The organism is Streptomyces sp. SCSIO ZS0520 (assembly GCF_025643355.1).
GTDB lineage: Bacteria > Actinomycetota > Actinomycetes > Streptomycetales > Streptomycetaceae > Streptomyces > Streptomyces physcomitrii.
In genome coordinates this window covers 945,484-971,814 of record NZ_CP092644.1, presented here as the reverse complement: position 1 = coordinate 971,814, position 26,331 = coordinate 945,484, and the positions used below count along the sequence as shown (strand labels likewise).

Sequence of the window (26,331 nt, the reverse complement as noted above, 5' to 3'; positions counted from 1 at the left end):
ATCGCGGGGAACCAGGCAGCCTCCGTCAGTGTCCTGGCTCGCCGCCGCGCGCCGCGTCCCGCCAGTCGGCCCTCGTGCTGTCCGGCGTTGCTGCCCACGCCTCGTGTACCCGGCTTCCGCGTGCGACGGTCTCGCAGGTGAGCCGATCTGTGTGTGCGTTACATGTATTTCGGGCGAGGTTCCGCCCGCCGTCCGCCGGGACGGGGCGTGGCCGGTCGACGACGGGCACAGCGCGCGTAATGGACCCCGGGACCTGCGCGGAGCCGGTCCGGCAGCCCACTCTGCGTGCGGTGCTGCGTCTTCTTCCCTATGGGCTCCCTGTCCGCCGACGGCAGTCTGCTGCAAAACACGGCTTGGAGGCTCAACGTGACAGCAGGACCGGCCCCCGAGAGGGCTCTGGACGGCGTCGACACCCGGATCGCATCCTTCGCGCAGCGCCGGCTGTGGTTCATGGACCAGCTCGCCGGTTCCTCCAGCGGCTCCATGCTTCCGCTGATCCTGCGGCTACACGGCCCGCTCGACCCGGAACGGCTGCACCGGGCCCTGTCCGCGATCGTCGACCGGCACGAGGTGCTGCGCACCCGGTTCACGGCCGTCGACGGCGAACCCGTCCCGGTCGTCGACGCCCCGCGCGGCATCGCCCTGGAGCGCATCGAGGCCACCGGCCCCGACGACCTGTACGCCCGCCGCCTGGGACGCTCCGTCGATCTCGCGGCGCAGCCACCCGTCCGCGCCTGCCTCGCCCGCGTCGCCTCCGACGAGCACCTCCTGCTCGTCGAGGTGCACCACATCGCCGTCGACGGCTGGTCGTGGGGCGTACTGCTGGACGAGCTCGCCGCCGGATACCGCGGCGACCCCGTCGCCGCGCCCGCCCTCGCCTACTCAGACCTGGCCCGTACCCAGGCCGAACGCCTGCGCGGCCCCCGTCTGGAGCGCCTGCTCGGCCACTGGCGCGAACGGCTCACCGGCCTCACCCCGCTCGACCTGCCCACCGACCGGCCCCGCCCGCGCACCTGGGACGGCTCCGGGGACGTCGTCCGTTTCGACCTCCCCGCCGACCTGGTCGCCGCCGTCGACGGCTTCGCCCGCTCCCGACGCGTCACCCGCTACATGGTCCTGCTCACCGCCTACCAGGCGCTCCTCGGCCACTGGGCGGGCCGCGACGACATCGCCGTGTGCAGCACCCTCGCCGACCGCGCCCGCCCCGGCACCGCCGCCCTCATCGGCCCGTTCGTCAACACGGTGGTCCTGCGCACCGACCTCGCCGGGAGTCCCGGCTTCACCACCCTGCTCGACCGGGTGCGCGGTCGCGTCCCCGTGGACCTCGCCCACGCCGAGGCGCCCTTCGACCTGGTCGTCGGCGCCCTCGGCGGTTCCCGCGACCTGTCCCGCCACCCCCTCGCACAGGCCTCCTTCACCCTCCTCAACACTCCGATCCAGCCGATGCGGATGCCGGACCTGGAGGTGTCCCTGGTCGAACCGCCGCTCGCCGAGACCCCGCTGGACGTCTTCCTCGACCTCACCCTGCGCGCGGACGGCAGCATCGCCGCCCTCCTCCAGTACGCCACCGCCCTCTTCGACGCCGCCACCATGCGGGTGTTCGCCCAGGCGTACGTGGCCCTGGTGAGGGCCGTCCTCGCCGCACCCGACACCCCGGTACGGGAACTGGCCCGCGCCCTGCCGCCCCGCCCCGGCACCCTCGCCCGGCCCCGCCCGGACTGGCACCGCGCCCCCGATCACGCCACTGCCCCGGCGCCGCCCCTTGCCTTCCGCGGCAGCCCCGGCGCCACCGCGCTGCGCTGCGGCGACGACACCGTCACCTACGCCGAACTCGACGCCATGACGGGCGGACTGGCCGCCGCCCTGATCGACGCGGGCATCGCACCGGGCGACGCCGTGGGCGTCCTGCTGCGTCGCGGACCGTGGTCCGTCGCCGCCGTCGAGGGGATCTGGCGGGCGGGCGGCGTCTACGTGCCCCTCGACCCCGAACTCCCCGATGGGCGGCTGCGGTTCATGGCCCGGGAAGCCGGCCTCGCCTGTGTGCTCGGCGACCCGGCGACCGCCTCCGCCGCCGACGGCCTCGCCCCCGCGCGGATCGACGTCACCACGGTCACCCCGGCCGCCGACGGCCCCCGCCACCACCCGCACCCGCGCGAGCTCGCCCACGTCATCTTCACCTCCGGCTCCACCGGACACCCCAAGGCCGTCGGCGTCGAACACGCCGCTCTCGCCTCGCATGTCGCCGCCGCCCGCGCACGCTTCGGCATCACCGCCGCCGACCGCGTCCTCGCCTTCGCGTCCTTCTCCTTCGACGCCTCCCTCGACCAGATCCTGCCCGCCCTCACCGGCGGTGCCACCGTCGTCATGCGCCCCGACGAGCCCTGGCTGCCCACCCAGGTCCCCGAGATCGTCCAACGGCACGCCCTCACCGTCGTCAACGTGCCCCCCACCTACTGGGCCGAACTCACCCTCTCCCTGGACCGCCGCCTCGCCGCCGCCCTCGGCACCCTGCGCCTGCTCGTCCTCGGCGGCGAGACCGTCCCGCCCGACACCCTCGCCGCCTGGCGCGCCGCCGTCCCCCACGTCCGCGTCGTCAACGCCTACGGCCCCACCGAGACCACCGTCACCACCACCACCTACGACGCCGACGACCCGCCCGCCCACACCGTGCCCATCGGCCGCCCGCTGGGCGAACGCCGGGTCTACGTCGTCGACGGCGACGGCGAACCCGTCCCCGTGGGCGTCGGAGGGGAACTCCTCATCGGCGGTACCGAGGTGGCACGCGGCTACCTCGGCCGGCCCGCCCTGACCGCCGAACGCTTCGTGCCCGACCCCTACGGGCTGCCCGGCGGACGCCTCTACCGCACCGGCGACCTCGTACGCTGGACCCCCGGCGGGGACCTGGAGTTCCTCGGCCGCCGCGACGACCAGGTCAAGATCCGCGGCTTCCGTATCGAACTCGGCGAGGTCGAGACCGTCCTGCGAGCCTGCCCGCTCGTCGCCCAGGCCGCCGCCCGCCCCGACCGCGCCACCAGACGCAGCCTCACCGGATACGTCGTACCCGCCCCCGACGCCCCGGCCGCACCGGACCGGGCCGAACTGCGCGCCTGGTGCGCCCGTCACCTCCCGCACCACGCCGTCCCCTCCGAGTTCGTCGTCCTCGACGCCCTGCCGGTCGGAGTCTCCGGCAAGCTCGACCGGTCCGCGCTGCCCGACCCCGAGCACACCCGCTCCGCCGCCGGCCCCGCCTACGCCGCGCCGCGCGACGAGACCGAGCGGATCGTCGCCGACGTGTGGGCCGACGTCCTGGGACGGGAGCGGGTCGGACTCGACGACAGCTTCTTCGACCTCGGCGGCCACTCCCTGCTCGCCACCATGGCCGTCTCCCGGATCGCCCAGCGACTGGGCCGCGAGATCGAACTGCGCACCGTCTTCGAGCATCCCACCGTCCGCGGGTTCGCTCCCCGAGTGGCCGCCGCCCGTGCTGACGCCGGCACCGAGGTGGTGCCCGTCGACCGCGACCGGCCGCTGCCGCTGTCCTTCGCCCAGGAGCGACTGTGGTTCCTGGACCGCACCTCCGACCGGGGCGACTCCTATCTCCTGTGGTACTGCTGGCGGGTGCGCGGCGGCCTCGACCGCTCCGCCTGGCAGCAGGCCCTGGACGACCTGGTCGCCCGCCACGAGGTCCTGCGCACCGCCCTCATCGAGACCGACGGCCGCCCTGTGCAGGAGGTGTGCGACCCCGTCGGCGTGCCGCTCCGCTGGGAGCGGCTGCCCGAGGCCCCCGGCGGACAGGACCGTGTCGAGGCGCTGCGACCCGCCGCCGCTGCCTTCGCCACCCGCCGCTTCGACCTCGCCAGGCCGCCCCTGCTGCGCTCCGGCGTGTGGGAACTGGCCGACGACGACCATGTCGTGCTGATCGCCCTGCACCACGCCGTCACCGACGGCTGGTCCAAGGGCGTCCTGCTCGACGAACTCGCCCAGCACTACCACGCGCGCACCCAGGGCCGCCCCGCCGGGCTGCCGCAACTGCCCGTGCAGTACGGCGACTTCGCAGTCTGGCAGCGCGACCGTGCCGACAACGGCGCCCTCGAACCCCAACTCGCCTACTGGGAAAAGGCACTTGAGAACACCCCGGTGTTGGACCTGCCCACCGACCGGCCCCGCCCCGCCGCGTTCACCGGGCGCGGCGGCGCCGTCGAGGTCGCCCTGCCGCCCGGACTCCTCGACCGGGTCGACACCTTCGCCCGCGCCCACGGCGCCACCCGCTTCATGGTGCTGCTCGCCGCGGCCCAGGCCGTCCTGGCCCGCTGGACCGGACAGAGCGACATCGCCGTCGGCACCCCCGTCGCCGGGCGCGGACGCCTCGAATTGGAGCCCCTCGTCGGCTTCTTCGTCAACACCGTCGTCCTGCGCACGGACCTCTCCGGCCGGCCCCGGCTCGGCACCCTCGTGGACCGCGTCCGTGACGTCGTCCTCGGCGCCTTCGACCACCAGGACGTCCCCTTCGACAAGGTCGTCGAACGGCTGCGCCCCGAACGCGACCTGTCCCGCAACCCGCTCTTCCAGGTCATGGTCGACGTCCAGGACTCCTCCACCAGCCGCTCCGCGCTCCCAGGCCTGGACGCCACCGACCTCGCCCTGCCCTGGAACTCGGCCAAGTTCGACCTCACCGCCACCTACGTCGTCCGCGACAGCGCCCTCGCCCTCAACGTCGAGTACGCCGCCGACCTCTTCGACCCGGCCACCGCCACCCGCTTCGCCAGCCACCTGGGCCGCGTCCTGCACACGCTCCTGACCAGACCGGACGTCCGCGTCGACGAAGCGCCCCTCCTCTCGCCCGACGAACGCGACGCCCTGCTCTCGGCCGCCGGACACACCGTCGGCCGGGCACCCGCCTTCGCGGTGACGGGACCCCCCGACGCGACCGCCGTCGTGTGCGAGGGCACCACCCTCAGCTACGCCGGACTCGACGCCCGCACCGCGGGCATCGCCGCCGCCCTCACCGACGCGGGCGCCACCCCCGCCGACCGGGTCGGCGTGTGCCTGGGCCGCGGAACGGAAGCGATCGCCGCCATGCTCGCCGTGTGGCGCGCGGGAGGCGTCCACGTGCCGCTCGACCCCCGGCTCCCGCCGGACCGCCTGCGCCACATGCTCCGGGAGGCGGGCGTGCGCCATGTGCTGTGCGACGCGCGCACCGAGGAGACCGTCGTCCCGCTCGGCGTCCGGACCATCCGCGCCGACACCGCCCCGTCCCGTCCCGACGGACCCCGGCACACCCCCCGTCCCCTCGACCTCGCCTACGTCATCTTCACCTCGGGCTCCACCGGCAGGCCCAAGGCGGTCGGCGTCGAGCACCACGCCCTGGACGCCCATGTCGCCACTGCCCGCGACCTGTTCGGGCTGACCGGCGACGACCGGGTCCTCACCTTCGCCTCGACCTCCTTCGACGCCTCCTTGGAGCAGACGCTGCCCGCGCTCAGCGTCGGCGCGAGCGTCGTCGTACGGCCCGACGAGATCTGGACGCCGGAGGAACTCGCCGACCGGGTCGCCGCGACCGGCGTCACCGTCATGGAACTCACCCCCTCCTACTGGGCGGAGCTCGTGGCCCGCCTGGACGCGCTGGCCCCCCGGCTGGCCACGCTGCGGCTGCTGGTGACCGGTGGGGAAGCACTGCCCGCCGACCCCCTGGACCGCTGGTTCGCGCACCTTCCCGGCGTGCCCGTCGTCAACACCTACGGCCCCACCGAGACGGTTGTCTCCGCGACCGCGCACACCGTCCGGGCCCGCCCCGACGGCCGAGTGCCCATCGGCCGCGCCCTGGGCGGACGCCGCACCTATGTCGTCGACGCCCGCGACGAGCTCGCCCCGTACGGAGTCCCCGGCGAGCTCCTCATCGGCGGCCCGGAACTGGCCCACGGCTACCTGCAGCGGCCCGCCCTGACCGCCGAACGGTTCGTGCCCGACCTCCACGGCGAGCCCGGCAGCCGGCTCTACCGCACCGGTGACGTCGTACGCCGACTGCCCTCGGGCGACCTGGAGTTCCTCGGCCGCAACGACGACCAGGTCAAGATCCGCGGCTTCCGCGTGGAACCCGGCGAGGCCGAGGCCGTCCTACGCGCCCACCCCGGCGTGCGCGGCGCCGCCGTCCTGGTCCGCGCACTGCACGGGGAACCCGCTCTCATCGGGTACGTCACCGGCGACGGACTCTCCGAGGAGGCCCTCGCCACCCACTGCCGGGCCCAACTGCCCCGCTACCTCGTCCCGTCCGCGTTCGTCCTGCTCGACACCCTGCCGCTCACCGTCCAGGGCAAGCTGGACACCGCCGCCCTGCCCGACCCCGCCGCCCGGGAACCGCACGCCCTCGTGCCACCGCGGACCCCCGCGGAGACGGTCGTTGCCCAGATCTGGTGCGAGATCCTCGACCTGCCCCGGGTCGGCGTACACGACGACTTCTTCACCCTCGGCGGTCAGTCCCTGCGCGCCGTCTCCGTCGCCTCCCGGCTGCGCACCGCCTTCGACTGCCCCTTCCAGGTCCGCGACCTGTTCGAACACCCCACCGTCGAGCGGCTCGCCGCCGAGGTGGAGCGCCGCCTGCTGGAACTGATCTCGCAGATGAGCGACGACGAGATCGACCTGTCCCTGACCGCGGACCTGTGATCGGCCGCGCGGGCCGCCCCGACGCGGCCCGCGCCCGCACCCCGCCACCCTGTGCAGACCTGAGATTCGGAGTGCCCTCATGACCACGTCCGACGTACGCCCCGGTCCCCACCCTGCGGACGGCGGCCTCTCCCCGGCCGCCCGGCGCCTGCTGGAACAGCGGCTGCGCGGCCGGTCGGCCGTGTGTGACGACGGACCCGTCCGTGTCCGGCCCCGGCCGGAGCGGATCCCCCTGTCCGCCGCCCAGCAGCGCCTGTACTTCCTCGATCGGCTCGACCCGAAGGCCCCCACCTATCTGCTGCCCGCCGCATGGCGGCTCGCCGGCCCCCTGGACGTGCCGGCCCTGCGCGGCGCCGTCGCCGACCTCGTCGAGCGCCACGAACAACTGAGGGTCGTCTTCCCCGAGCACGAGGGCGTCCCGTACCAGCGCGTCCTGCCCGCCGGCGGCACCGCCCTCGACGTCGTCGACGTGAGCGCCCCGGGCCGGGAGAGCCGCTCCCGGCACCTGGACGCCGCCGTCCACGCCGCCGCCCTGCGCCCCTTCGACCTCGCCGCCGAACCCGCCTTCCGCGCCACCCTCGTCCGCGCGGCCGACGACGACCACGTCCTCGTGCTCGGCATGCACCACATCGTCTCCGACGGCTGGTCCCTCGACATCCTCGTGCGCGACCTGGCCGAGCTGTACCGCGCCAGGACCGGACGGCGCCGCGCGGAGCTGCCCGAACCGCCCCTGGACTACGCCGACTACGCGATCTGGCAGCGCGCCGACGACCAGAGCGCCGCCCTCGACCACTGGACCGGCCGGCTCGCCGGACTCACCCCGCTGGACCTGCTCACCGACCACCCGCGCCCCGACACCCCGTCCGGCCGCGGCGCCGTCCACACCGTCACCCTGCCCCCCGCCCTGAACGACGCGCTTGCCGCGCTGGGACGCCGGGCCGGGACGACTCCCTACATGACGGTGCTGGCCGCCTTCCAGGCCGCGCTCGCCCTGCACAGCGGCCAGCACGACATCGCCGTCGGCACCGTCGTCGCCAACCGGGAACGGACCGAGACGGAACACGTCGTCGGCTTCTTCGTCAACACACTGGTGCTGCGCGGCGACCTCTCCGACGACCCGACCCCCACCGCCCTGCTCGCCCGCACCCGCGAACGCGTCCTGGAGGCGTTCTCCCACCAGTCGCTGCCCTTCGAGAAGGTCGTGGACGCACTCAGCCCCGAACGCGACCTCGCCCGCAACCCGCTGGTCCAGGTGCTGTACACGCACACCGAGACCGGCTCGGGCACCCTCGCGCTCGGCGGGGCGAACGGCACGCCCTACCGGATCGGGCTCACCACCGCCAAGTTCGACCTCACCCTCGACCTGCGCGACGGCGCCGGACCCACCGAACTCGCCTTCGTCTACCGGCCCGACCTGTTCGCCGAGGAGTCCGTCGCGGCGCTCGCCCGGCACACCGTCGGCTTCCTTGAGGCCTTCCGTACCGCCCCCGACGCCCCGCTGAGCACCGCCGACCCGTTCGGCGCCGCCGAGCGCGCCCACCTGCTGGGACCCGACGGCCCCGCACACACCGTCACCGACCGCGGCCCGGCCCCGCGCACCGCCGCCGACCGCCTCGCCGACCACATCGCCCGCACCCCGCACGCGGTGGCCGTCACCGGTTCGGGCCGCTCCCTCACCTACGCCGAACTCGACGCCCGCGCCACGGCACTGGCCCGGCGCCTGCGCGCGGCCGACGTCACCGCGGGCTCCCTCGTCGGCGTCTGCCTTGACCGCACCCCCGACCTCGCCGTCGCCCTCCTCGCCGTCTGGCGGGCCGGAGCCGCCTACCTGCCCCTCGACCCGAGCCACCCCACGGCCCGCCGCGCGTTCACGGTCACCGACTCCGGCATCGGACTCATCGTCACCGACACCGCGACCCGCCACGCCGTCGAGGCACTGCCGGCCCGGCTCCTGGAACTCGACGCCCCCGACGCGGCCGAGGCCGTACCCGAAGGACCGGACACCGTCCCCGCCCCGGACGACCTCGCCTATGTCATCTACACCTCCGGCTCCACCGGCCGTCCCAAGGGCGTCGAGATCACCCACGGCAACCTGGCCTGGCTGCTCGGTGCCGCCGACCGGCACTTCGACTTCGGCCCCGCCGACGTGTGGACCCTGATGCACTCGCCCGCGTTCGACTTCTCCGTCTGGGAGCTGTGGGCCCCGCTCGCCACCGGTGGCCGCGTCGCCGTCCTCACCGCCGACCAGGTGCGCGATCCGGCCGCCGTGCTGCGGGTGCTGCGCGAGGACGGCGTCACCGTCCTCAACCAGACCCCGGCCGCGTTCAAGGGGCTACGCGCCCATCTGCGGGAGACCGGGGCCGACTTCCGGGACCTCGCCCTGCGCACCGTCGTCTTCGGCGGAGACGCCTTCGACGTACGGGACTACCGCGACTGGTTCACCGCCGCCGGACCCCGCCCGGCGCTCGTGAACATGTACGGCATCACCGAGACCACCGTCCACGTCACGATCCGCACCATCACCGAGGACGACGTCCACGGCGCCGTCCGCTCACCCGTCGGACGACCTCTCACCGGAGCCCATGGCTACGTGCTGGACACCTGGGGACGCCTCGTCCCGCACGGCACCGTCGGCGAACTCCACGTCTCCGGCGCCGGAGTGGCCCGCGGCTACCGCAACCGGCCCGAGCTGACCGCCGAACGCTTCCTCGACGACCCCTTCGCCGGCCCCGGCACCCGCATGTACCGCACCGGCGACCTCGTCCGCGTCCTGCCCGACGGACAGCTCGCCTATGTCGGCCGCGCCGACCACCAGGTCAAGATCCGCGGCTACCGCATCGAACCCGGCGAGATCGAGACCGCCCTGCGCGCCCTGCCCGGTGTCGCCGACACCGCAGTCGTCGCTCGCCCCGACGACGGCACCGCGCGCCTGGTCGCCCATGTCGTCACCCCCGAGGGCCGCCCCCTGGACGCGCCCGCCCTGCGGGAACGCCTCCGGCTGGCCCTGCCCGAGTACATGGTCCCCGCCCTCTTCGTCCGCCACGAGCGGCTTCCCCTGACCGCCAACGGCAAGGTGGATCGCGCCGCCCTCACCGCCGTCCGCCCCACCACGGCCGCACGCTCCGCGCACCTCGCCCCCGAGGGAACCACCGAACGGACCCTGGCCGAGGTGTTCGGCCAGGTCCTCGGCGTCGAACACGTCAGCCGCACCGACAACTTCTTCGACCTGGGCGGCGACTCCATCCTCGCGCTGCGCCTGGTCGGCGTCGGCCGGCTCGCCGGACTCGGCTTCACCGTCGCCGACGTCTTCCGGGCCCGCACCCTCGCCGATCTCGCGGAACGCGTCACCGCGGCGGCCGAGGCCCCCGAACCGGTCGCCCCCTTCTCGCAGATCGACCCGGCCGACACGGACCGCCTCCCGGACGGTCTCGCCGACGCCTACCCGCTCACCATGCTCCAGGCGGGCATGCTGCACGAGATGCTCGCCGACCCCCGGCGCGGCGCCTACCACAACGTCACCGACCTGAAGATCACCGTCCCCGAGGGCTTCGACGCCGCCGCCTTCCAGGCCGCCGCCGACGCGCTCGTCGCCGCCCATCCCATCCTGCGGACCTCCGTCGACCTCGTCACCTACCGCGAACCCCTCCAGCTCGTCCACCGCGCCGCCCACCTGCCCGTCGGCTACACCGATCTGCGCGGCCTGCCCCGCGAGGAACAGCGGGACCGGCTGCGCCTGTTCGTCGACGAGGAGTTCGACCGCCGCTTCGACCTCGCCACCGCCCCCCTCGTCCGGATCCACCTGCACCACATCACCGACCACGACCTGCGCCTGGTCCTCACCGACTGCCATGTCGTCCTCGACGGTTGGAGCCTGACCTCCCTCGTGGCCGACCTGCTGGCCCTGCACCGGGAGGCCGTCACCCATCGCACCGCCCCGCGCCCGCCGAGCGTCCCCGCCTTCGCCGAGTACGTCGCCCTGGAGCGGGCCGCCCTCGACAGCGAGGACTCCCTGGCCTACTGGCACGACCGGCTCGCCGCACTGCGCCCCGTCACCCTGCGCCGCCGCGCCGGGGCGGTCCCCGCAGGCGAACCGCCCGTGCACGAGGTGCGGCGCTCCTACGCCCACCTCGCCGCACGCATCGGCCGCCTCGCCAAGGAGGCAGGCGTGCCCCGCCGCACCGTGCTCGTCGCGGCCTTCCACCACACCATGAGCCTGTTCGCCGACCGGGACGACAGCGTCCGAGGCCACAGCGTCGGCCTCGTCACCAACGGCCGCCCCGAGGTGCCCGGCGCCGACCGGATGCGCGGCCTGTTCCTCAACACCGTCCCGTTCGGCGTCGACCGCCCGCGCGGCGACTGGCTCACCTACCTGCGGGACGTGTTCACCGCCGAGCAGGACATGCTCCCGCACCGCCGGGTGCCCCTGGTCCGCATCGCCCGGCTGCGCCCCACCGAACCGAACCTGACCGACGCCGTCTTCAACTACGTCAACTTCCACCGCCTCGCCCACGACTCCTGGGACGACTCCCTGGAGATCGCCCGCACCATGTTCCCCCTGCTGGTCAACGCGAGCGTCAACGCCTTCACCCTGGACGCCGACCCGGTCTACGTCGCCCCCGTCACCGCCGAACAGGTCGCCGACGTGTACGTGGCCCAGTTGGAGGCCATGACCGCCGACCCGCACGCCCCCGTCACCCGCCCCACCGCCACCGGACCCGCCCGCGCCACCGTCCTCGACTGGGCGAGCGGCCCCGAACTGGCCCCCTCGCCCCTGCTGTTCCACGAGCACGTCGCCGCCCAGGCCGCCCGCACTCCGTACGCCGTCGCCGTCGAACACCGCGGCGAGACCCTGACCTACGCCCACCTTCACGAGCAGGCCGAACAGGTGTCCCGGCGGCTGCGCCTCCTCGGCGTCGGCCCCGAGACGGTGGTCGGCATCTGCGTCGACCGGGGACCGGACTGGGTGCGCGCCGCCCTCGGTGTGCTGCGCTCCGGCGGCGCCTTCGTCCCGCTCGACCCCCAGCACCCCACCGAACGGCTCGCGTTCATGGCCGAGGACAGCGGCATGCGAGTCCTGCTCACCCAGCGCTCCTTGGACGCGGCCGTGCCCTTCGACGGTCCGACGATCCACCTGGACGCGCCCGCCGAACCCCTCGGACCGGTGCCGGGACGCGAAGCCGACGCCGACACCTTCGCCTACCTGATCTACACCTCCGGCTCCACCGGCGTACCCAAGGGCGTCGCCATCGCACACCGCGGTCTGTCCAACATGCTCGAAGGCCAGCGCGACCTGGTCGACCCCACCCCCGAGGACCGGGTCCTGCAGTTCGCCTCCTTCGGCTTCGACGCCTCCATCCTCGAACTGACCTGGTCCCTCGCCAACGGCGGACGCCTCGTCACCGCGCCCAAGGAGGACCTCCGCCCGGGACCGGACCTGGCCCGCACCCTGCGCGAGGCCCGGATCACCGGCGGGATGCTGCCGCCCAGTGCCCTCGCCGTCCTCGGCGACGACACCTTCCCCGACCTGCGCGTCCTCCAGGTCGCCGGCGAGGCCTGCCCCGCCGAACTCGCCGACCGCTGGGCCGTCGGCCGCCGCTTCCAGAACGTCTACGGCCTCACCGAGACCACCGTGTGGTCCGTCGCCGCCGACCTCGCCCCCGGCGGCGGCCGCCCGCCCATCGGCACCCCCATCCGCAACACTCGCGTCCACGTACTCGACGACGACCTCCAGCCCGTCCCCGTCGGCGTCCCCGGCGAGATCCACCTCGGCGGACTCGCCGTCGGCCGCGGCTACCTGGGCCGTCCCGCCCTCACCGCCGCCGCCTACGTCCCCGACCCCTACGGCGAGCCGGGCGAACGGCTCTGCCGCACCGGTGACCTCGGCGCCTACCGGCCCGACGGCACGGTGGAGTGGCTCGGCCGCCGCGACGCCCAGGTCAAACTGCGCGGCTTCCGCATCGAACTCGGCGAGATCGAGCACGCGTTGCGGCAACTGCCCGGAATCCGGCAGGCCGTCGTCCTGCACCGCACCGACCTGCCCGGCGGCGAACCGGCCCTTGTCGCCTACCTCGTCACCGCGCCCGGCGCCGACCGGCCCACGCCCGAGAACCTGCGCGGCGCCCTGCGCACCAGCCTCCCCGGATACATGGTCCCGTCCCGGTTCGTCGCCCTGGACGAGATGCCCGTCAACAGCAGCGGAAAGATCGACAAGCGGGCACTGCCCCTGCCGCCGGCCGAACTCGACCAGGACGGGACCGACTACGTGGCGCCCACCACCCCGGCCGAACGGATCCTCGGCGAGATCTGGCGCGAAGTCCTGGGCCTGTCCCGCATCGGAGTACACGACGACTTCTTCCGTATCGGCGGCAGCTCTCTGTCCACCGTCCGCGTCTCCCTCATGGCCGCCGGACGCGGACTCCCGGTCACCGTCGGCGACCTGATCGAACACCCCACCCTCGCCCGCCTCGCCGCCCACGCCACCCGCGCGACGGGCCAGACGCTGCCCACGACCGTGACCTCCGAGGTACGGCTGCGCGAGGGCACCGGGGAACCCCTGTGGTGCGTGCACCCCACCGGGGGCAGCGCCGCCTGGTTCGTCCCGCTCGCCCGGGCCCTGTCGCCCGGCCGTCCCGTCCACGCGTTCCAGGCCCGCGGACTCCTTGGCGGCGTCGACCCTTCCACCGTCACCGGCATCGCCGCCAACTACGCCGCCGAGATCACCGACCGCGGCGTGCCGGGCCCCCACGCCCTGCTCGGCTGGTCCATGGGCGCCAACATCGCCCTGGAGATGGCCACCCAGCTCCACCAGGCCGGACACCCCGCCGCCCCGCTCGTCCTCATCGAGCCCTATCTGCCCAACCTCGCCGCCCGCGCCCGCCTGGACGGCGTCACCCGCGACCTGCGCGAAGCGCTGCGCCTGCGGGACCACCTGCGGGAGCTGCCGCCCTCACCGCAGCGCGACCGGGCCACCGCCGAACTCACCGCCACCCTCCTGGGCGTCGGCATGAGCCCGGCCGAGGCAGCCCTCGTCGAGAACGCCCCCATCGAGGTCTGGCACTCCCTGCTGGCCGCCCTGGCCTCCTACGAGGTCCGCCCCTACCCCGGCCACATCCACCTGGTCCTCGGCAGCGAGGCCGCCGGCCTGCGGCGCGGCGTCCCGATGCCCGGCCTCGACGTCGACCACGAGACGTACGTGGCCCGATGGCGGGAGACCGCCCGCGGCGGTCTCACCCTGCACATCAGCGACGGCGATCACATGTCGATGATGGCCGAGCCCCGGGTCGCGGGCATCGCCGACCTGCTCACCGCCCTGGAACAGGGGGAGCCGCGATGACGACCGCCACCCCCGCCCGCACTGACCCGGGAGAGACCCGATGACCACCGCCCCCGCCCGCACCGAGCGGTACCTGCTCGCCCCCGACTTGATCGCCGACCCCTACGACCACCTCGACGCCCTGCGCAAGGACGCGCCGGTCCAGTGGAGCCCGCTGCATCACGCCTGGCTCGTCACCGGATACGACCAGGTCATGCGCTGCCTGCGCGACCGGGCCGTCTCCGCCGACCGGGTCCGGCCCTTGATGGACGCCGTGCCCCAGGGTGCCCGCGACGACGCCGAGCGCGCCTTCGGCATCCTGTCGCGCTGGATGGTATTCAACGACCCGCCCCAGCACCGGCGTCTGCGGCAGGTCTTCCAGGAGGCGTTCGCCGCCCGTGCCGTGGCCCGCTACACCGCCTTCACCGAGAAGGCGACCCGCGCCGTGCTGACCCGCAAGGCCGTGCCCGGCCGCACCGGCGACCTCATGGCCGACGTCGCCAAGCCGCTGCCCGCGCTGGTCTTCGCCCGCTGGCTCGGCATCCCGCCCACCGACGGACCCTCCTTCTGGTACTGGAACACCCGCGTCGCCGACCTCGTCCTCGGCACCGCCCAGGAGGAGAGCGAGTACCGCGCCTCCCTCCAGGCTCTGGTCAGCCTGGAGGACTACCTCGGTGACCTGGTCGCCCGCCGGCGCGCCGCGCCGGGCGACGACCTGATCAGCCAGGTCCTGAAGGAGGGCCGGGTGGGCGAATCGGTCAGCGAGGAGGAGTTCGTCGGGATGCTCACCCAGATGGCGTTCGCCGGCGGCGAGACCACCAGCAACCTCATCGCCAACACCGTCCTCGCCCTGCACACCCGCCCCGACCAGCTGGCCGCCGTCCGCGCCGACCCGGACCTTGCGCAGGGCGCCGTGGAGGAGACCCTGCGGCTGGACGGCCCGTCCAAGATGTCGATCCGCACCGCCGCCCGGGACCTCGACCTCGACGGCCGCACCCTGCACGCCGGAGACCGGATCTTCCTCGTCACCGCCGCCGCCAACCGCGACCCCGCCCGCTTCCCCGACCCCGGCCGGTTCGACGTCACCCGGACCGGCGCCACCCATCTCGGCTTCGGCTTCGGCGCCCACTTCTGCATCGGCGCCGCCCTCGCCCGGCTCGTCGCTGTCAGCGCCGTCCGCACGCTGGTGTGCGAACGGCCCGGGCTGGCCCTCGCCGATCCGGACCGGCTCGCCTGGCAGCCGTCCCTGCTCAACCGCAGCCTCACCGCCCTGCCCGTCCACTACTGACCGGGCTCGACTCGGCGTTCGACGAAAGGCACCTCATGGCCACCACCCTCGCTGAGGACCGCCCGCGGCTGTGGGCGCCCGCCCGGCACCGCTCCTTCCGCCTCCTGTGGACGGGACAGGCACTCTCCCTGCTCGGCGACGGCTTCAGCGTCGTCGCGTTCTCCTGGATCACCCTGACCCTGACCGGCTCCACCCTCACCCTCGGCTACGTCCTGGCCTTCCAGGCCGTGCCCCGCGCCCTGCTCACCCTGGTCGGCGGCACCCTCGGCGACACCTGGTCCACCCGGACCCTCATGGTGGCCTCCAGCTGGACCCGCGCTGTGCTGATGGCCGCGGTCGGAGTCGTCGGCCTCACCGGGGACCTCACGGTGTGGATGCTGTGCGCCGCCGCCGCCGCGTTCGGCGCCGTGGACGCCTTCTTCCAGCCCGCCCGCGTCTCCATCCTCCCCTCGGTCGTCGACAAGGACCTGCTCGCCCCGGCCAACGCCCTGCTGGGCGCCGGGGCGCGCACCGCGGCCGTCGTGGGCCCGGCCGTCGGCGGCACGGTCATCGCGCTGACCCAGGCGCCGGTCGCCTTTCTCGTCGACGCCGTGTGCTTCGCCCTGTGCGGTCTGCTCGTCTCCCGCATCCGTACCCGCCCTCGGCCCGAGACTCCGAAGGAGTCACCGGCCAAGACCGGCCCGTCCCTCGGGGCCCGTATCCGCGAGGGCGTCACCTACACGCTGCGGGACCCGCGCCTGCGGACCATCGTCGCCCTCGACACAGCGGTCAACTTCTGTTACGCAGGCCCCTTCACCGTCGGCTTCGCCACCCTCGCCGACCAGGTGCTGCGCGGCGGCTCGGCCACCCTGGGCGTCCTCAACGGGGCACTGGCCGGCGGCGCGGTGCTGGGCACCCTGGCGGGCGGCGCGGTCGGCGGGCGGCCCCGGGTGGGGCTGCTTGTGGCCGCGCTCGCCGGCTGGCTGGGCGTCGGGATGGCCGTCCTGGGCCTCGCCGAGAGCACCCCGGTCGTGGTGGTGACGGTCCTTGCCATGGGCTTCGCCATCGGCTACCAGGGCGTGTTCGGCCTCAGCTGGATCCAGCGGAACATCCCGCAGGACGTCCTCACCCGGGTCGTCTCCGTCGACATGGTCCTCGGCTACGCTGCCGCCCCGCTGTCGCTCCTCCTGTGCGGCGCCCTCGCGGGCAGCGGTCATCTCACCCTGTTCGGGGCCGTCGCCGCCGTCCTCGCCGTGACGGGCCTCGCCGTACTCGCCTCCCGGGCGGTGCGGGAGATGCGCTGACCCCGGAGCGACCCCCTTTCAGCCGTCCCGCAGAGCGGCCGACCGCGCGCACAGATCCGCGCGGTTGGCCGCTCCCGTCTTGGTGATGAGGCTAGCGATGTGCTTCTCCGCCGTGCGCGGGGAGATGAACAGCCGGTCGGCTATGTCCTTGTTGCTCAGCCGCTCCGCGAGCAGCCGGAACACGTCGAACTCCCGGACCGTCACCCCCTGCGTGCGCAGGTGCTCGGGAATGCCGCTGGTCCCGCTGCGGTGCTGGTGCACCGGGGCGCCCAGCCGGCGCAGGCCCGCCCGGCAGGCCCCGGTGACGGCAGCGATGTCCCGCTCGTGGAAGTAGTGCTCCGCCCGCCGCAACCAGCCCACCGGATCGCCCCAGCCGTCCTCGTGCGCGGCGTCCGCGATCAGCCGCAGCCCCAGGTGCTGCGCCAGCGGATACGGTTCCGCGACTGCGAGGGCCGTCTCCACGGCCGCCGCCGCTCGCGCGCCGGCGCCCTCGCGCCCCAGCAGGACCGCCTCGGCGAGGTGCACGAACTGCCGGTTCCACCGCATCTGGGCCATCGCGGTCGCCCGGATCTCCTCGTGCCGCACCCGGTCGGCGTGCCCCGCCAGCACGTCCAGCAGCAGCACCAGACCGTGGGTGCCGCTGAGGTGGTACGTCGACGGGTTGTCGGCCTCCAGCGCCAGCACCGTCCCCAACTCCGCCCGGGCCAGCTCCCGGTCCTCCTCCAGCAGAGAGCAGAACACCCGTGCCAGCCCCAGGCTGAGCGGTTCCTCCTGCGAACCGGCGCCGTCCCACTCGGCGAACGCCGCGAGCGCCGCCTCCATCGCCACGCGGTCCCCGCGATGCGCCTCCAGCGTGGCCCGCGCCATCAGGACGTAACGCACCGCGGGCGCGAGGCGCAGGCGGCGCACGACGGCCAGGCACTCCTCGGAGACCGCCCGCGCGGATGTGTTCTCGCCCCGCAGGACGGCGTCCAGGACGAGGATTCCGTCCACGGTGTGCACGATGTTCACCGAGCCGAGGCGCAGCGCCTCCTGACGGGCGGCCAGGAGACCGGAGGTGTCGCCCTCGGCGAGCCAGGCGTTGCCGCCCATGCGGGTGGCCGCGTACATGCGCTGCAACGGCAGGCGGTTGCGCTCCGCCGTGGTCAGGGCCTGCTGGAGCATGGCCGCCGACTCCTGCGGGTCCCGTTCACGGGCCACCGTGGCGAGCAGTTCCCACGCCTGGCAGGCGACGACGGGCAGACCGTGCCGTTCGGCGATGTCGGCCGCGGAACGGGCGAGTTTCTCAGCGTGCTGGGTGCGGTCCGGTCCGGGGGTGTCCAGGGCCAGATAGGCAGCCGTGACGTCCACGGCGGCCGTCGTCGCCTCGGCCGTCTCGCCGGGAGCGGCCATCAGGACCTCGCGGGCGCGCGCGATCTGCCGGTTGCCGTCGCTCCAGCGTCCTGCGGTGTGCGCCACCTTGGCCAGCCGCGCGTGCAGGGTGGCCAGGCGTACCGCGCTGAGGCCGGCGCCGTCGAGCGCGTGCAGATCGTCCACCAGGTCGAGGGCGCGCGCGAAGTCGCCGGACTCGGCGAGCGCGGGCAGCAGGTTCTCCAGCACCGCGGCCCGCGCCTGCGGATCGCTCGCCTCGGCGAGCAGCCCCTCGGCGCGGCTCAGCAGCGTCACCGCGGAGTTCAGCGCGCCCGCCGCCAGGGCCCGTTCACCCGCGTCGGCGTACAGCAGCCCGGCCTCGACCCGGTCGCCCGCCTCGCAGCGCAGCCCGGCCGCCAGCGCGCACCAGTCGCTCTCCAGCGCCGGGTGCAGTTCCTCGACCGCCTCCGCGCCCCGCCGCGCCAGGTCGGCCCGCTGACCCGGCGTCATCTGGGTGAACAGGGCCTTCACGGTGGGGGAGTGGCGGAACGAGTACCAGTCGGGCGCCGGTTCGTCCGGGACGACCAGACGGGCGGCGACACTCGCGTGCAGATGACCGAGCAGGGCCCGGTCGTCGACGCCGGTCATGCGCTGGAGCACGGACAGCGGGAAGCGCCGGCCGAGCACAGCGGCGGCCGAGAGCAGCGTCAGCCCCTGGGCGCCCAACCGGTCGATGCGCCGCAGGATGCCGCGGGCCAGCGTCGAGGAAACGTCACGCCGCAGGTCCGCGACCGCGCGCCAGCCCCCGGGGCCCTGCACCAACGCCCCCGAGCCGATCATCGACTGGAGCAGCTCCTCGACGAGGTACGGGCTGCCCGCGCTGTCCTCCCAGAGCCGTTGCAGCACCTCGGCGGGGACGTCGTCGAGGCTGTCCGCGCCGAGCTGGGCGGCGATCACCTCGTGCACCTGCGGCCGGGTGAGCGGCGCCAGTTCGACCAGGGCGGCGGCGCCGCGGCGGCGGGCGGACTGCGCGAGGTCCAGTGCGTCGCTGATGTCCGTGCGGACGGTCGCCACGAGCAGGACGGGCGTGTACACCAGGTTGTCGACCATGTACTCCAGCACGCCGAGCGTCTCGGGGTCGGCGTCGTGCAGGTCCTCCAGGAAGAGCAGTTGGCCCTGTCCGCGTCCGGTGGCGATGAGTAGCCGCAGTACGGCCTCGCCCAGGATGACCATGGAGCTGCTGTCTCGTTCCCCGGTGTCCCAGTCCGGGATCAGCCGTCCCAGGACCGGGCGGTAGGGGCCGAGTGCGAGGTCGTCCATGGGCTCGCCGCCCCGGAACAGCGACATCAGGGCCTCGGTCAGCGGCCGGAACGGCACCGCGGGTCCCGTGGTGCTGCTGCGTCCGCGCAGCACCCGCATACCGGAGTCCAGTGCGCCGCCCACGGCCTCCGCCGCGAGCCGCGACTTGCCGACCCCGGCCTCGCCGACCAGGAACACGGCACCGCCTTGGCCCTGCCTCGCCTCGGCCATGGCGCGTTCGAGCTGGGCGAGTTGGGGGTCCCGCCCGACCAGGGAAGGCGTATGGGAACGCATGACCGCAGATGATAATCGGCATATATGAGCCAGGGGCAGGTGTCGCCCGGGTCCGGATCAACCACTGTGCCGGTAGTGGCGGTTGCGCGAAGCCCGGCAGGATGTCCGGGAACGGCTCGCGGGAACACGGTGGTGCGGGCCCGCACCCTCACGCGCGACGACTGGGCGGTGTCCGTCAGTTGGGGGCGGAGACCGAGGTGTCCAGGGTGCTGAGCGTGATGACGATGCCGCTGGTGAGGACCATGCCGGCCAGCACGCGGGCGCGGGCGCAGGCGCGATTGCGGCCGGAGAGGGTGATGCCGCCCGCTGCGTCCTGCTCGGTGGCGGGGGAGGCGGCGAGGGCGGTCTCGGCGGAGTCGGCGGCGATGAGGTTCTGGTCCATGACGGTGGTCCCCTTCTGGTGTCCCGTGCGCGAGGCACAGGTTGGACGTGGGAGATGCCGTGGTGCTGAGGAGCTCAGGTGCGGTGGGATCGTCGGGCCGGGTGACGCAGGAGCAGGACCGACGGAACGGTCTCGGGGTGGGCCAGGCGCAGCAGCCCGTAGCCGATGCCGGACAGGCCGGTCATCAGCCCCGGTGAGGGAACGTGGTCGGGGGTGGCACAGCGATGGCCCTGTGCCTCGACGACGGCCAGGACCTGGCCGCTGTGCCGGTGCAGGGCCGATCGGGCCGTGGTGTCGCCGTGTTCCGCCAGGGCGGTCAGGGCCTCCAGCGTGCCGAGGGCACCTCGGGCGAGGCTGAGGTCGGATGCGGTCGGGGTGTCCGCGAGCCGGGCGGCGGCGTCGGACAGGGGGACGGCGGGCCCGGGGAGCCGTGCGGCGGTCTGTCCGGCCAGCCCCTCCGTCCAGGACAGGTCCGCCTCGCCGCCCGCCGGCGGGAGTGCGCGGAGCAGGACGCGGGCCAGTTCCGTGGGACGCGCGGCGCGCTCCGGCCGGAGACCGGCGTACCGCAGCAGCGCCCAGGCGATCCCGGCCGTCCCGTCGGCGAAACCCTTCGACGGCGCGGGACCGTGACCGTCCGTGCCCTCTCCGGCCGTGTCGAGCAGCAGGTCCGCCTCGGCGTCCGCCAGGCGCAGGGCCGCCGGATCGCCGGTGGCCTCGTGCACGGCGACGGCCGCGGCCAGCGCGCCCGCCCTCCCCTGGGCGAGTCCCGGGTCGGGGCACGCGGCTGCGGCGTGCCCCAGCGCGGTCAGGGCGTGCGGCAGACATGCCTCCAGCCCGTCGCCGAGCAGGTCCGCCAGCCGGACCACGGCGTACACGATCCCGCCGAGTCCGTCGTAGGCGCCGGGGCCGACCGTCGCGCTGAGCTGCGGATCGTCGGCGAGCGTCTTGAGGAGCGCGGGCAGCGGACGTACCGCCTCGCGGGCCGCCGCGGCGTACCGGCCGGCACCGGCGAGGGCGTCGACGTGGGCCAGGAACAGCGCCACACCGCAGTAGCCCTGGGCGAGGCCGGCCCCCATGGGCAGCACCGCCCAGTGGGGTCCCGCGACCCGTTCCAGACCGATCCAGTTGGTGCGTGAGCCGCCCCGGACCGCGCGGGCGGCGATCTCGTCGGCGATGCCGCACGCGGCGGCCAGCAGCCGGGAGGGCTCGGGTGCCACGGGCGGAACCGGCGCGACCGCGAGCTCGGACTTCAGGCGGTCGAGCGGTGAACCCGCGCCGCGCACCGCGAGGGTGGCCGAGATGATCCACTCCTGGTCGTGGCAGTCGACCTCGTCCATCCGGCCGATCTTCTCGCGCACGGCCGTCACCGCGGCCACCGGCAGCACACCGGGCACCAGGGTGCCGTCGTCGGAGAAGACCGCGGTGCCGCTGGGCCGGTGGGTGAAGAAGGGGATGTCGCCGCGCCACAGGGAGGCCGTCTCGTACTCGGTCAGCCGCTCCCGCGCCGTGTCGTGCGCGGACTCGGTCCACAGCAACGCGAACACGCTCTCCCGGGCCAGCGCGTCCCTCAGCAGACTCGGATGGGTGGACTCCTCCAGCAGCGTCGCGTACAGCCGGGTCGCGCGGGCGATCAGCCGGGCCGGGCGGTCCGCCCAGCGGGCCAACGGCCCCTCCGGGCCGAGGAGTTCGTGGCGGTGTCCGGCGATTGCCCGGTAGGCGGTGCGGAATCCGTCCAGCAGGGCCGCCGTGTGGTCGGCGCCTGCGAGGGACGTGCCCGCGGGCAGCGGATGGTTCTGCGCGGCCGGGCTGGGCAGCGGGCCGCGCACGGCCCGCATGGTGTCCCGGCCGCTCTCCTCCCAGCGCACCCCTTCGCTCGGGAAGGTGCCGTCGGTGTCGCGGCCGAGCGCCGAGATGTCCAGGGCACCGTGCTCGCCGATGAGGAGACAGGGGAGCAGACAGGTGCGGTGCACGGAGGCGGCCAGGGCGTCGGCGGCCGGGTCGGCACCCGCCGTCAGGGCCTGCCCGAGGCCGGTGTGCAGCAGCGTCTCGGCGTCCACGAGGACCGGCTGGTCGCCGTGCGCGATGACGTTCTCGTAGTGCATGTCGGCGCCGTCCACCGCATACAGCAGGGCCAGCAGTGCGCCCTGGCGGCGGTAGAACGCGTCGGTCTCGGCGACCGTGCCGCACCAGCGGTGCTCGATGAACTCCAGCCAGCCGTAGGCGTCATGGCGCACGGTGCGCGCGGTGCGCAGGTCCAGTCCGGGCACCTTGGCGCCGAGCCAGGCGGCCAGGGTGTCGAGCAGGGCGTGCTGGTCGAGCGGCCGGGGCTTGTGGACGATCCGGGTGCCGTCGGCGAAGTGCAGGACCGCCACGGACCGGTTGCCCTGGTGGGCGTCGCCGCGGCCGAGATCGACCCGGACCAGCGCGCCCGGCGCCCGGCCGTCGAGGAGGCCGGCGGCCAGGGACTCCCGGTCGGCCTGGAAGCGGGTGACGAGCTCGGCGGTGGCCGTGGTGGCGTCCAGGGCGGTGCGGGCGAGCATCCTGGCCAGGACCGGGTAGGCGGTGAACAGCGCGGTCAGTCCTGGCCGGCTGCTGGTGGCCGCGGTGAAGGAGGCGAACCGCTCCCGGGGACCGGCCCCCGCCAGCCGCCCGGAACGGCGGGCCGCCTGGAGTTCGTGGACCAGGGTGCGCGCGGCCTGGCGGACCAGCTGACGGGTCAGCCGTTCGGTGAACCCCTCCAGCCAGACGGCCTGTTCGGCCGCCGGCACCCCGGTCAGCAGGTCCGCGAGGCGGGCGGCGGCGGTGGCGGTCACCGGCCGGACGACCGCGGCGAACACGTCGGGCCCCTCGCCGCTCACCTCGACCTCGGGGAGGTCGTCGGAAGCCGTCGCGAGGACCGTCTCCCCGAACGCGGCCCAGTCGGGCTTCGCCACCCGGGCGGCCAGCCGCTCGGCCGGTTCGGCCGCCAGCGCGGCCACCGTGGCCTCGTCGACGCCCAGACGGTCCAGCCGCAGCGCGAAGCCCTCCGCGTCCCCGGCGGTCCAGGGCATCGGCCCCGGGACCCCGGTTCCGGCGGACGCCACAGGAAGCCCGGGGGCGGCGAGCCGCTCCGTGAGGGTCAGCGCCGGGGCCCACCAGGTGGCGGGGAGTCCGGCGCTCCGGGGAGTCGGGAGGCTTGCGGTGTCGGTCACAAGAGAGAAGGTCGCAGACCTCCATGGCCCCCCGCATGGGTAACCGTTCCCCATATTCTCCAGCGGCCCCCACCCACCCGTGCGGGCAGTGGGGAGGGGCGGGGAGAACCGCAGGCAGGAGGCGTGCGCGCAGGGAACCGCCCTGGGGGTGGCGCCGACTGCGCGGCCGGTCCTGACCGTCCGCGCCGGGGTCCGGGCGGGCCCACGACCCCCATACGCCCCGTTCCGGCGCCGGGGAAAGGCGTGTCTCCCCCCGAGACACCCCACTTCTCCGGGGCCCGGCCATCCCACCGGGCTCCCCGGGCGACGCCCGCCCGCCGACATAGCCTCCGTCCCGCGGTTCGCGCATCCCTGCCGGGCCGTCATGGCACCCCCGGATCACCCGTCCTCTCCGCTCCGGTGGGGCTGGGGGCCGTCAGGACGGGGAGGGCGGGCGGAAAAGTGGGGGCCTCCTACCGATCCCGGCGGACTGCCGGTGACGGCACGGTGGACCCAAGTCCCCATGCCGGACCGCCCGATGCGCCTCAGGCCGGGCGGACGACCTTCCAAGGAGCAGCAGATGGGAGCACCCGTACCCGTCAGTGTGGTCGCCCTCGACCCCGTGCTGGAGGCAGGCACCCGCACCACTCTCCAGGGCCGCCCCGAACTGACCGTGTGCGAGCCCGCCGACGCGCGGGTCGCGGTCCTCACCGTGGACCGGCTCGGCCCAGCCGAACTCGACATGGTGCGGGCCACCCGCACCCAGCCCCACCGTCCGGCCGTCGTCCTGGTGGCGGGCACCCTCGCCTCGGGGGACATGGTGCACGCACTCGCCGCGGGCACACGGGGCCTGCTGCTGCGCCGGGAGGTCGACGCGTCGCGGCTCGCCCACGCCGTGCTGGCCGCCGCTCGCGACGACTGCACCCTGCCACCCGGCCTGCTCGAACAGCTCCTGGACCAGTCGGACACCGTCGTCCGCGGCTCCGGCGGCTGGAGCGACGGCATGCTCTCCGACCGGGAGCGCTCCGTGCTGCGCCTGGTCGCCGACGGGCACGAGACCGCGGAGATCGCCCAGCGGCTCGCCTACTCGCCCCGGACCGTGACCACGGTCGTGCACGACATCACCCAGCGCTTCCGGCTGCGCAACCGCGCCCACGCGGTCGCCTACGCGCTCCGGGCGGGCCTGCTGTGACCGCCACCCTCACCGCGCCGGTGAGCGCCCCCGCGGTCACGGTGCGCGTCGTGCCCGCCCCGGGAGCGGACCGGGTCCGTGCGCTCGCCGAACGAGCGGGACTGCTCCACGGCCCGGGTGAGTACGGGGCTGCCAGGGCCGTGACCGTCATCGTCGCCGCCGACCCCGAGTACGCCCTGCGCGGTGTGGGCGCCCCCGGACCACTCGTGCTGGTCTGCGACACCGTCGGACGCGCCGGCCAGCTGCGGGCGCTGCGCGCCGGGGCGGTCGTGCTCGGCGCTGCCGAACTGACCGCGGACACGCTGAGCACCGCCGTTCACCGTGCCGCCCACCCCCATCCGAGCATCCCCTACCCGGAGCTGACCCGGCTCCTGACCACCGGACCGCACCCGGGCGAACCGGTGTCCGCCGCCGGTGTCCCGGCCCTGACCGCACGGCAGACCTCCGTTCTGCGGCTGATGGCCGAGGGCCATGGCAACGCCGACATCGCCCTGCTGCTGACCTGCTCCGAACACACTGTCAAGAACGTGATCTACGAGATCATGGCCCGCCTCCAGGCCCGCAACCGCGCCCACGCGGTCGCCCACGCCGTACGGCACGGCCTGGTCTGAACCGCGCGGGCGCGCGTCCACGACGCGGGGCATGGGGAACGGGGACCGGGTGCCGAGGCACCGGGGGCCGACCCGTTGCCCCGCGCGGTCGTGTGCGCGGAGCCGGACGAACGGCCCGTCAGGGGGCCGGCAGCCGCCGCGGGACGAGCCGTTCCTCCACAGTGTGCCCCTCCTCCCGCCGTACCACGTAGGCGCCCTTGTCCGGCGGCTCCGCCACCGCCGGGCGCCGGCCGTGACAGCCCGGCGGCGCGGCGGGGACCGGATGTGTGTCCGGCTCCCGCCGCGCCGCCGTGAGCGGGGGTCAGGGGGTGCGCAGCGCCACTGCCGCCGCGTAGCCCGACGGGACGAGGAGATCCCGTACGGCCCACCCCGGCGCCGGATCGGTCGGCGTCGGGCCGGTGCCCAGGAAGTCGAGCGCCGGATTGCGCACCAGACCCGTTCCCAGACCCTTCAGATAGGCCTCCTTGCGGACCCAGGCCCGGGTGAACGCCGCCGGACGGCCGTACGCGGGCAGCCGCGCCAGTTCGTCCGCCTCGGCCGGGTGCAGCGCGGCCTGCGCGCTGAGCATCACCTTCACGGTGGCCAGCTCCTCCACGTCCACGCCGATCGGCGCCGGCGCGAGCGCCACCAGCACCAGCCCGCCGCTGTGCGACAGGGAGAAGTGCACCCCGGGCGTGCGCAGCACGGGTCGGCCGTGCGGTCCGCCGCAGCCCGCGCACGGTTCACGCGCCAGCGGAAGGGCCTCGGCGCGCACCCCGAGCAGCATGCTCAGCACGCCCCGCAGCCCCGCGTGGGCGACTACGTAGGCATTCCGGTCACTGTCGTGGCGGAAGGCGCGGGCACGGGCCCGCTCCTCCTCGTCCAGGACTTCGCCGGCGTCCCGGAGCACCTGCGCGTCCTGCTCCGCGACCCGCGCCAGATACAGCTCCAGCGGTCCGCGCAGCGCACGCGGCCCCTGGACGCCTGCCCCGGCCCGCAGCGCCGACAGGTCCAGCACCGCCGGGCACAGCCGCGAAGGGAGCACCGGTGCCGGCGGGGGCGCCAGGAGCGGGGAGCGCGACGCCGCCCCCGGCGGGTCGTGGGCCGACGGGCCCGGCAGGCGGCCCGGGAACCGCTCAGGCATCGGCCTCTGCCAGCCGCCGGCGCAGGCTGAGCGGACGCATGTCCGTCCAGATGACGTCGATGTGGTCCAGGCACGCCTGCCGACTGCCGCGCAGCCCCTCCGGGTACCAGCCCGCGGGCGGTTCGCGGTCCGCCCGCCAGATCGAGTACTGCTCCTCGTCGTTGCGCACCACGAGGTACTCCTCGGCGGTGCCCAGGTGGACCTCCTCGGTGTCCGCGCCGTGTCCGAAGTCGGGTTGCGTCATGGTGAACCTCCCGCGGGTGATGGGACCGGCCGTAGGTCACGGCCGACGCCGACAGCGTGCCCCGGGCCCGGTGGCCCGGGTCAGGGACGAACGCGCCGAACCCGCGGCGCGCGTTGCTGCCGG

At 74.7% G+C, this 26,331-nt stretch carries 11 protein-coding genes; 6 read left to right on the top strand and 5 right to left on the bottom strand.

The window, feature by feature from the left end; all coding sequences use genetic code 11:
* Positions 1 to 366 precede the first annotated feature (366 nt).
* From MID12_RS03285 to MID12_RS03270, 4 genes are all read left to right on the top strand, one after another.
* Positions 367 to 6,660: a non-ribosomal peptide synthetase gene (locus MID12_RS03285; protein ID WP_263164754.1), complete on the top strand. Its 6,294-nt coding sequence runs from the start codon at positions 367 to 369 to the stop codon at positions 6,658 to 6,660.
* A gap of 79 nt (positions 6,661 to 6,739) precedes the next feature.
* Positions 6,740 to 13,993, top strand: coding sequence for a non-ribosomal peptide synthetase (locus MID12_RS03280; protein ID WP_263164752.1), 7,254 nt, complete (start codon positions 6,740 to 6,742; stop codon positions 13,991 to 13,993).
* A 40-nt stretch (positions 13,994 to 14,033) separates the two neighbouring features.
* Positions 14,034 to 15,260, top strand: a complete 1,227-nt coding sequence (locus tag MID12_RS03275) for a cytochrome P450 (protein WP_263164751.1) — start codon at positions 14,034 to 14,036, stop codon at positions 15,258 to 15,260.
* A 35-nt stretch (positions 15,261 to 15,295) separates the two neighbouring features.
* Complete coding sequence (locus MID12_RS03270) at positions 15,296 to 16,543, top strand: MFS transporter (protein WP_263164749.1); 1,248 nt, start codon at positions 15,296 to 15,298, stop codon at positions 16,541 to 16,543.
* 18 nt (positions 16,544 to 16,561) lie between these two features.
* Here MID12_RS03270 and MID12_RS03265 read toward each other — a convergent pair whose 3' ends face one another.
* The 3 genes from MID12_RS03265 to MID12_RS03255 form a co-directional block, all read right to left on the bottom strand.
* Positions 16,562 to 19,486 (bottom strand): helix-turn-helix transcriptional regulator, encoded by a 2,925-nt coding sequence (locus MID12_RS03265; protein WP_263164748.1) that lies wholly within the window; start codon positions 19,484 to 19,486, stop codon positions 16,562 to 16,564.
* 175 nt (positions 19,487 to 19,661) lie between these two features.
* Positions 19,662 to 19,868, bottom strand: coding sequence for a hypothetical protein (locus MID12_RS03260; RefSeq protein WP_263164747.1), 207 nt, complete (start codon positions 19,866 to 19,868; stop codon positions 19,662 to 19,664).
* Positions 19,869 to 19,942: 74 nt separating this feature from the next.
* The gene (locus MID12_RS03255) at positions 19,943 to 23,059 is read right to left on the bottom strand and encodes a type 2 lanthipeptide synthetase LanM family protein (protein ID WP_263164745.1); all 3,117 of its coding nucleotides are present in this window, start codon (positions 23,057 to 23,059) and stop codon (positions 19,943 to 19,945) included.
* A 559-nt stretch (positions 23,060 to 23,618) separates the two neighbouring features.
* Here MID12_RS03255 and MID12_RS03250 point away from each other — a divergent pair.
* Entirely contained in the window at positions 23,619 to 24,230 is a 612-nt protein-coding gene (locus MID12_RS03250; RefSeq protein WP_168543604.1) for a response regulator transcription factor, read from the top strand.
* Positions 24,227 to 24,841, top strand: a complete 615-nt coding sequence (locus MID12_RS03245) for a helix-turn-helix transcriptional regulator (RefSeq protein WP_263164743.1) — start codon at positions 24,227 to 24,229, stop codon at positions 24,839 to 24,841. Before MID12_RS03250 ends, MID12_RS03245 begins: the two co-directional genes overlap by 4 nt.
* A gap of 301 nt (positions 24,842 to 25,142) precedes the next feature.
* On the opposite strand, the gene MID12_RS03235 is transcribed toward MID12_RS03245, so the two are convergent.
* Together MID12_RS03235 and MID12_RS03230 are read right to left on the bottom strand one after the other, a co-directional pair.
* Positions 25,143 to 25,838: a 4'-phosphopantetheinyl transferase family protein gene (locus tag MID12_RS03235; protein WP_263164742.1), complete on the bottom strand. Its 696-nt coding sequence runs from the start codon at positions 25,836 to 25,838 to the stop codon at positions 25,143 to 25,145.
* A 118-nt stretch (positions 25,839 to 25,956) separates the two neighbouring features.
* Positions 25,957 to 26,208, bottom strand: coding sequence for an MbtH family protein (locus MID12_RS03230; protein WP_168543601.1), 252 nt, complete (start codon positions 26,206 to 26,208; stop codon positions 25,957 to 25,959).
* Positions 26,209 to 26,331: the final 123 nt, after the last annotated feature.

Excerpts from the sequence above, each read along its gene's own strand:
- MID12_RS03250 (WP_168543604.1), top strand. The coding sequence starts at position 23,619 with ATGGGAGCACCCGTACCCGTCAGTGTGGTCGCCCTCGACCCCGTGCTG.
- MID12_RS03280 (WP_263164752.1), top strand. The coding sequence starts at position 6,740 with ATGACCACGTCCGACGTACGCCCCGGTCCCCACCCTGCGGACGGCGGC.
- MID12_RS03230 (WP_168543601.1), bottom strand. The coding sequence starts at position 26,208 with ATGACGCAACCCGACTTCGGACACGGCGCGGACACCGAGGAGGTCCAC.
- MID12_RS03260 (WP_263164747.1), bottom strand. The coding sequence starts at position 19,868 with ATGGACCAGAACCTCATCGCCGCCGACTCCGCCGAGACCGCCCTCGCC.
- MID12_RS03275 (WP_263164751.1), top strand. The coding sequence starts at position 14,034 with ATGACCACCGCCCCCGCCCGCACCGAGCGGTACCTGCTCGCCCCCGAC.
- MID12_RS03265 (WP_263164748.1), bottom strand. The coding sequence starts at position 19,486 with ATGCGTTCCCATACGCCTTCCCTGGTCGGGCGGGACCCCCAACTCGCC.
- MID12_RS03270 (WP_263164749.1), top strand. The coding sequence starts at position 15,296 with ATGGCCACCACCCTCGCTGAGGACCGCCCGCGGCTGTGGGCGCCCGCC.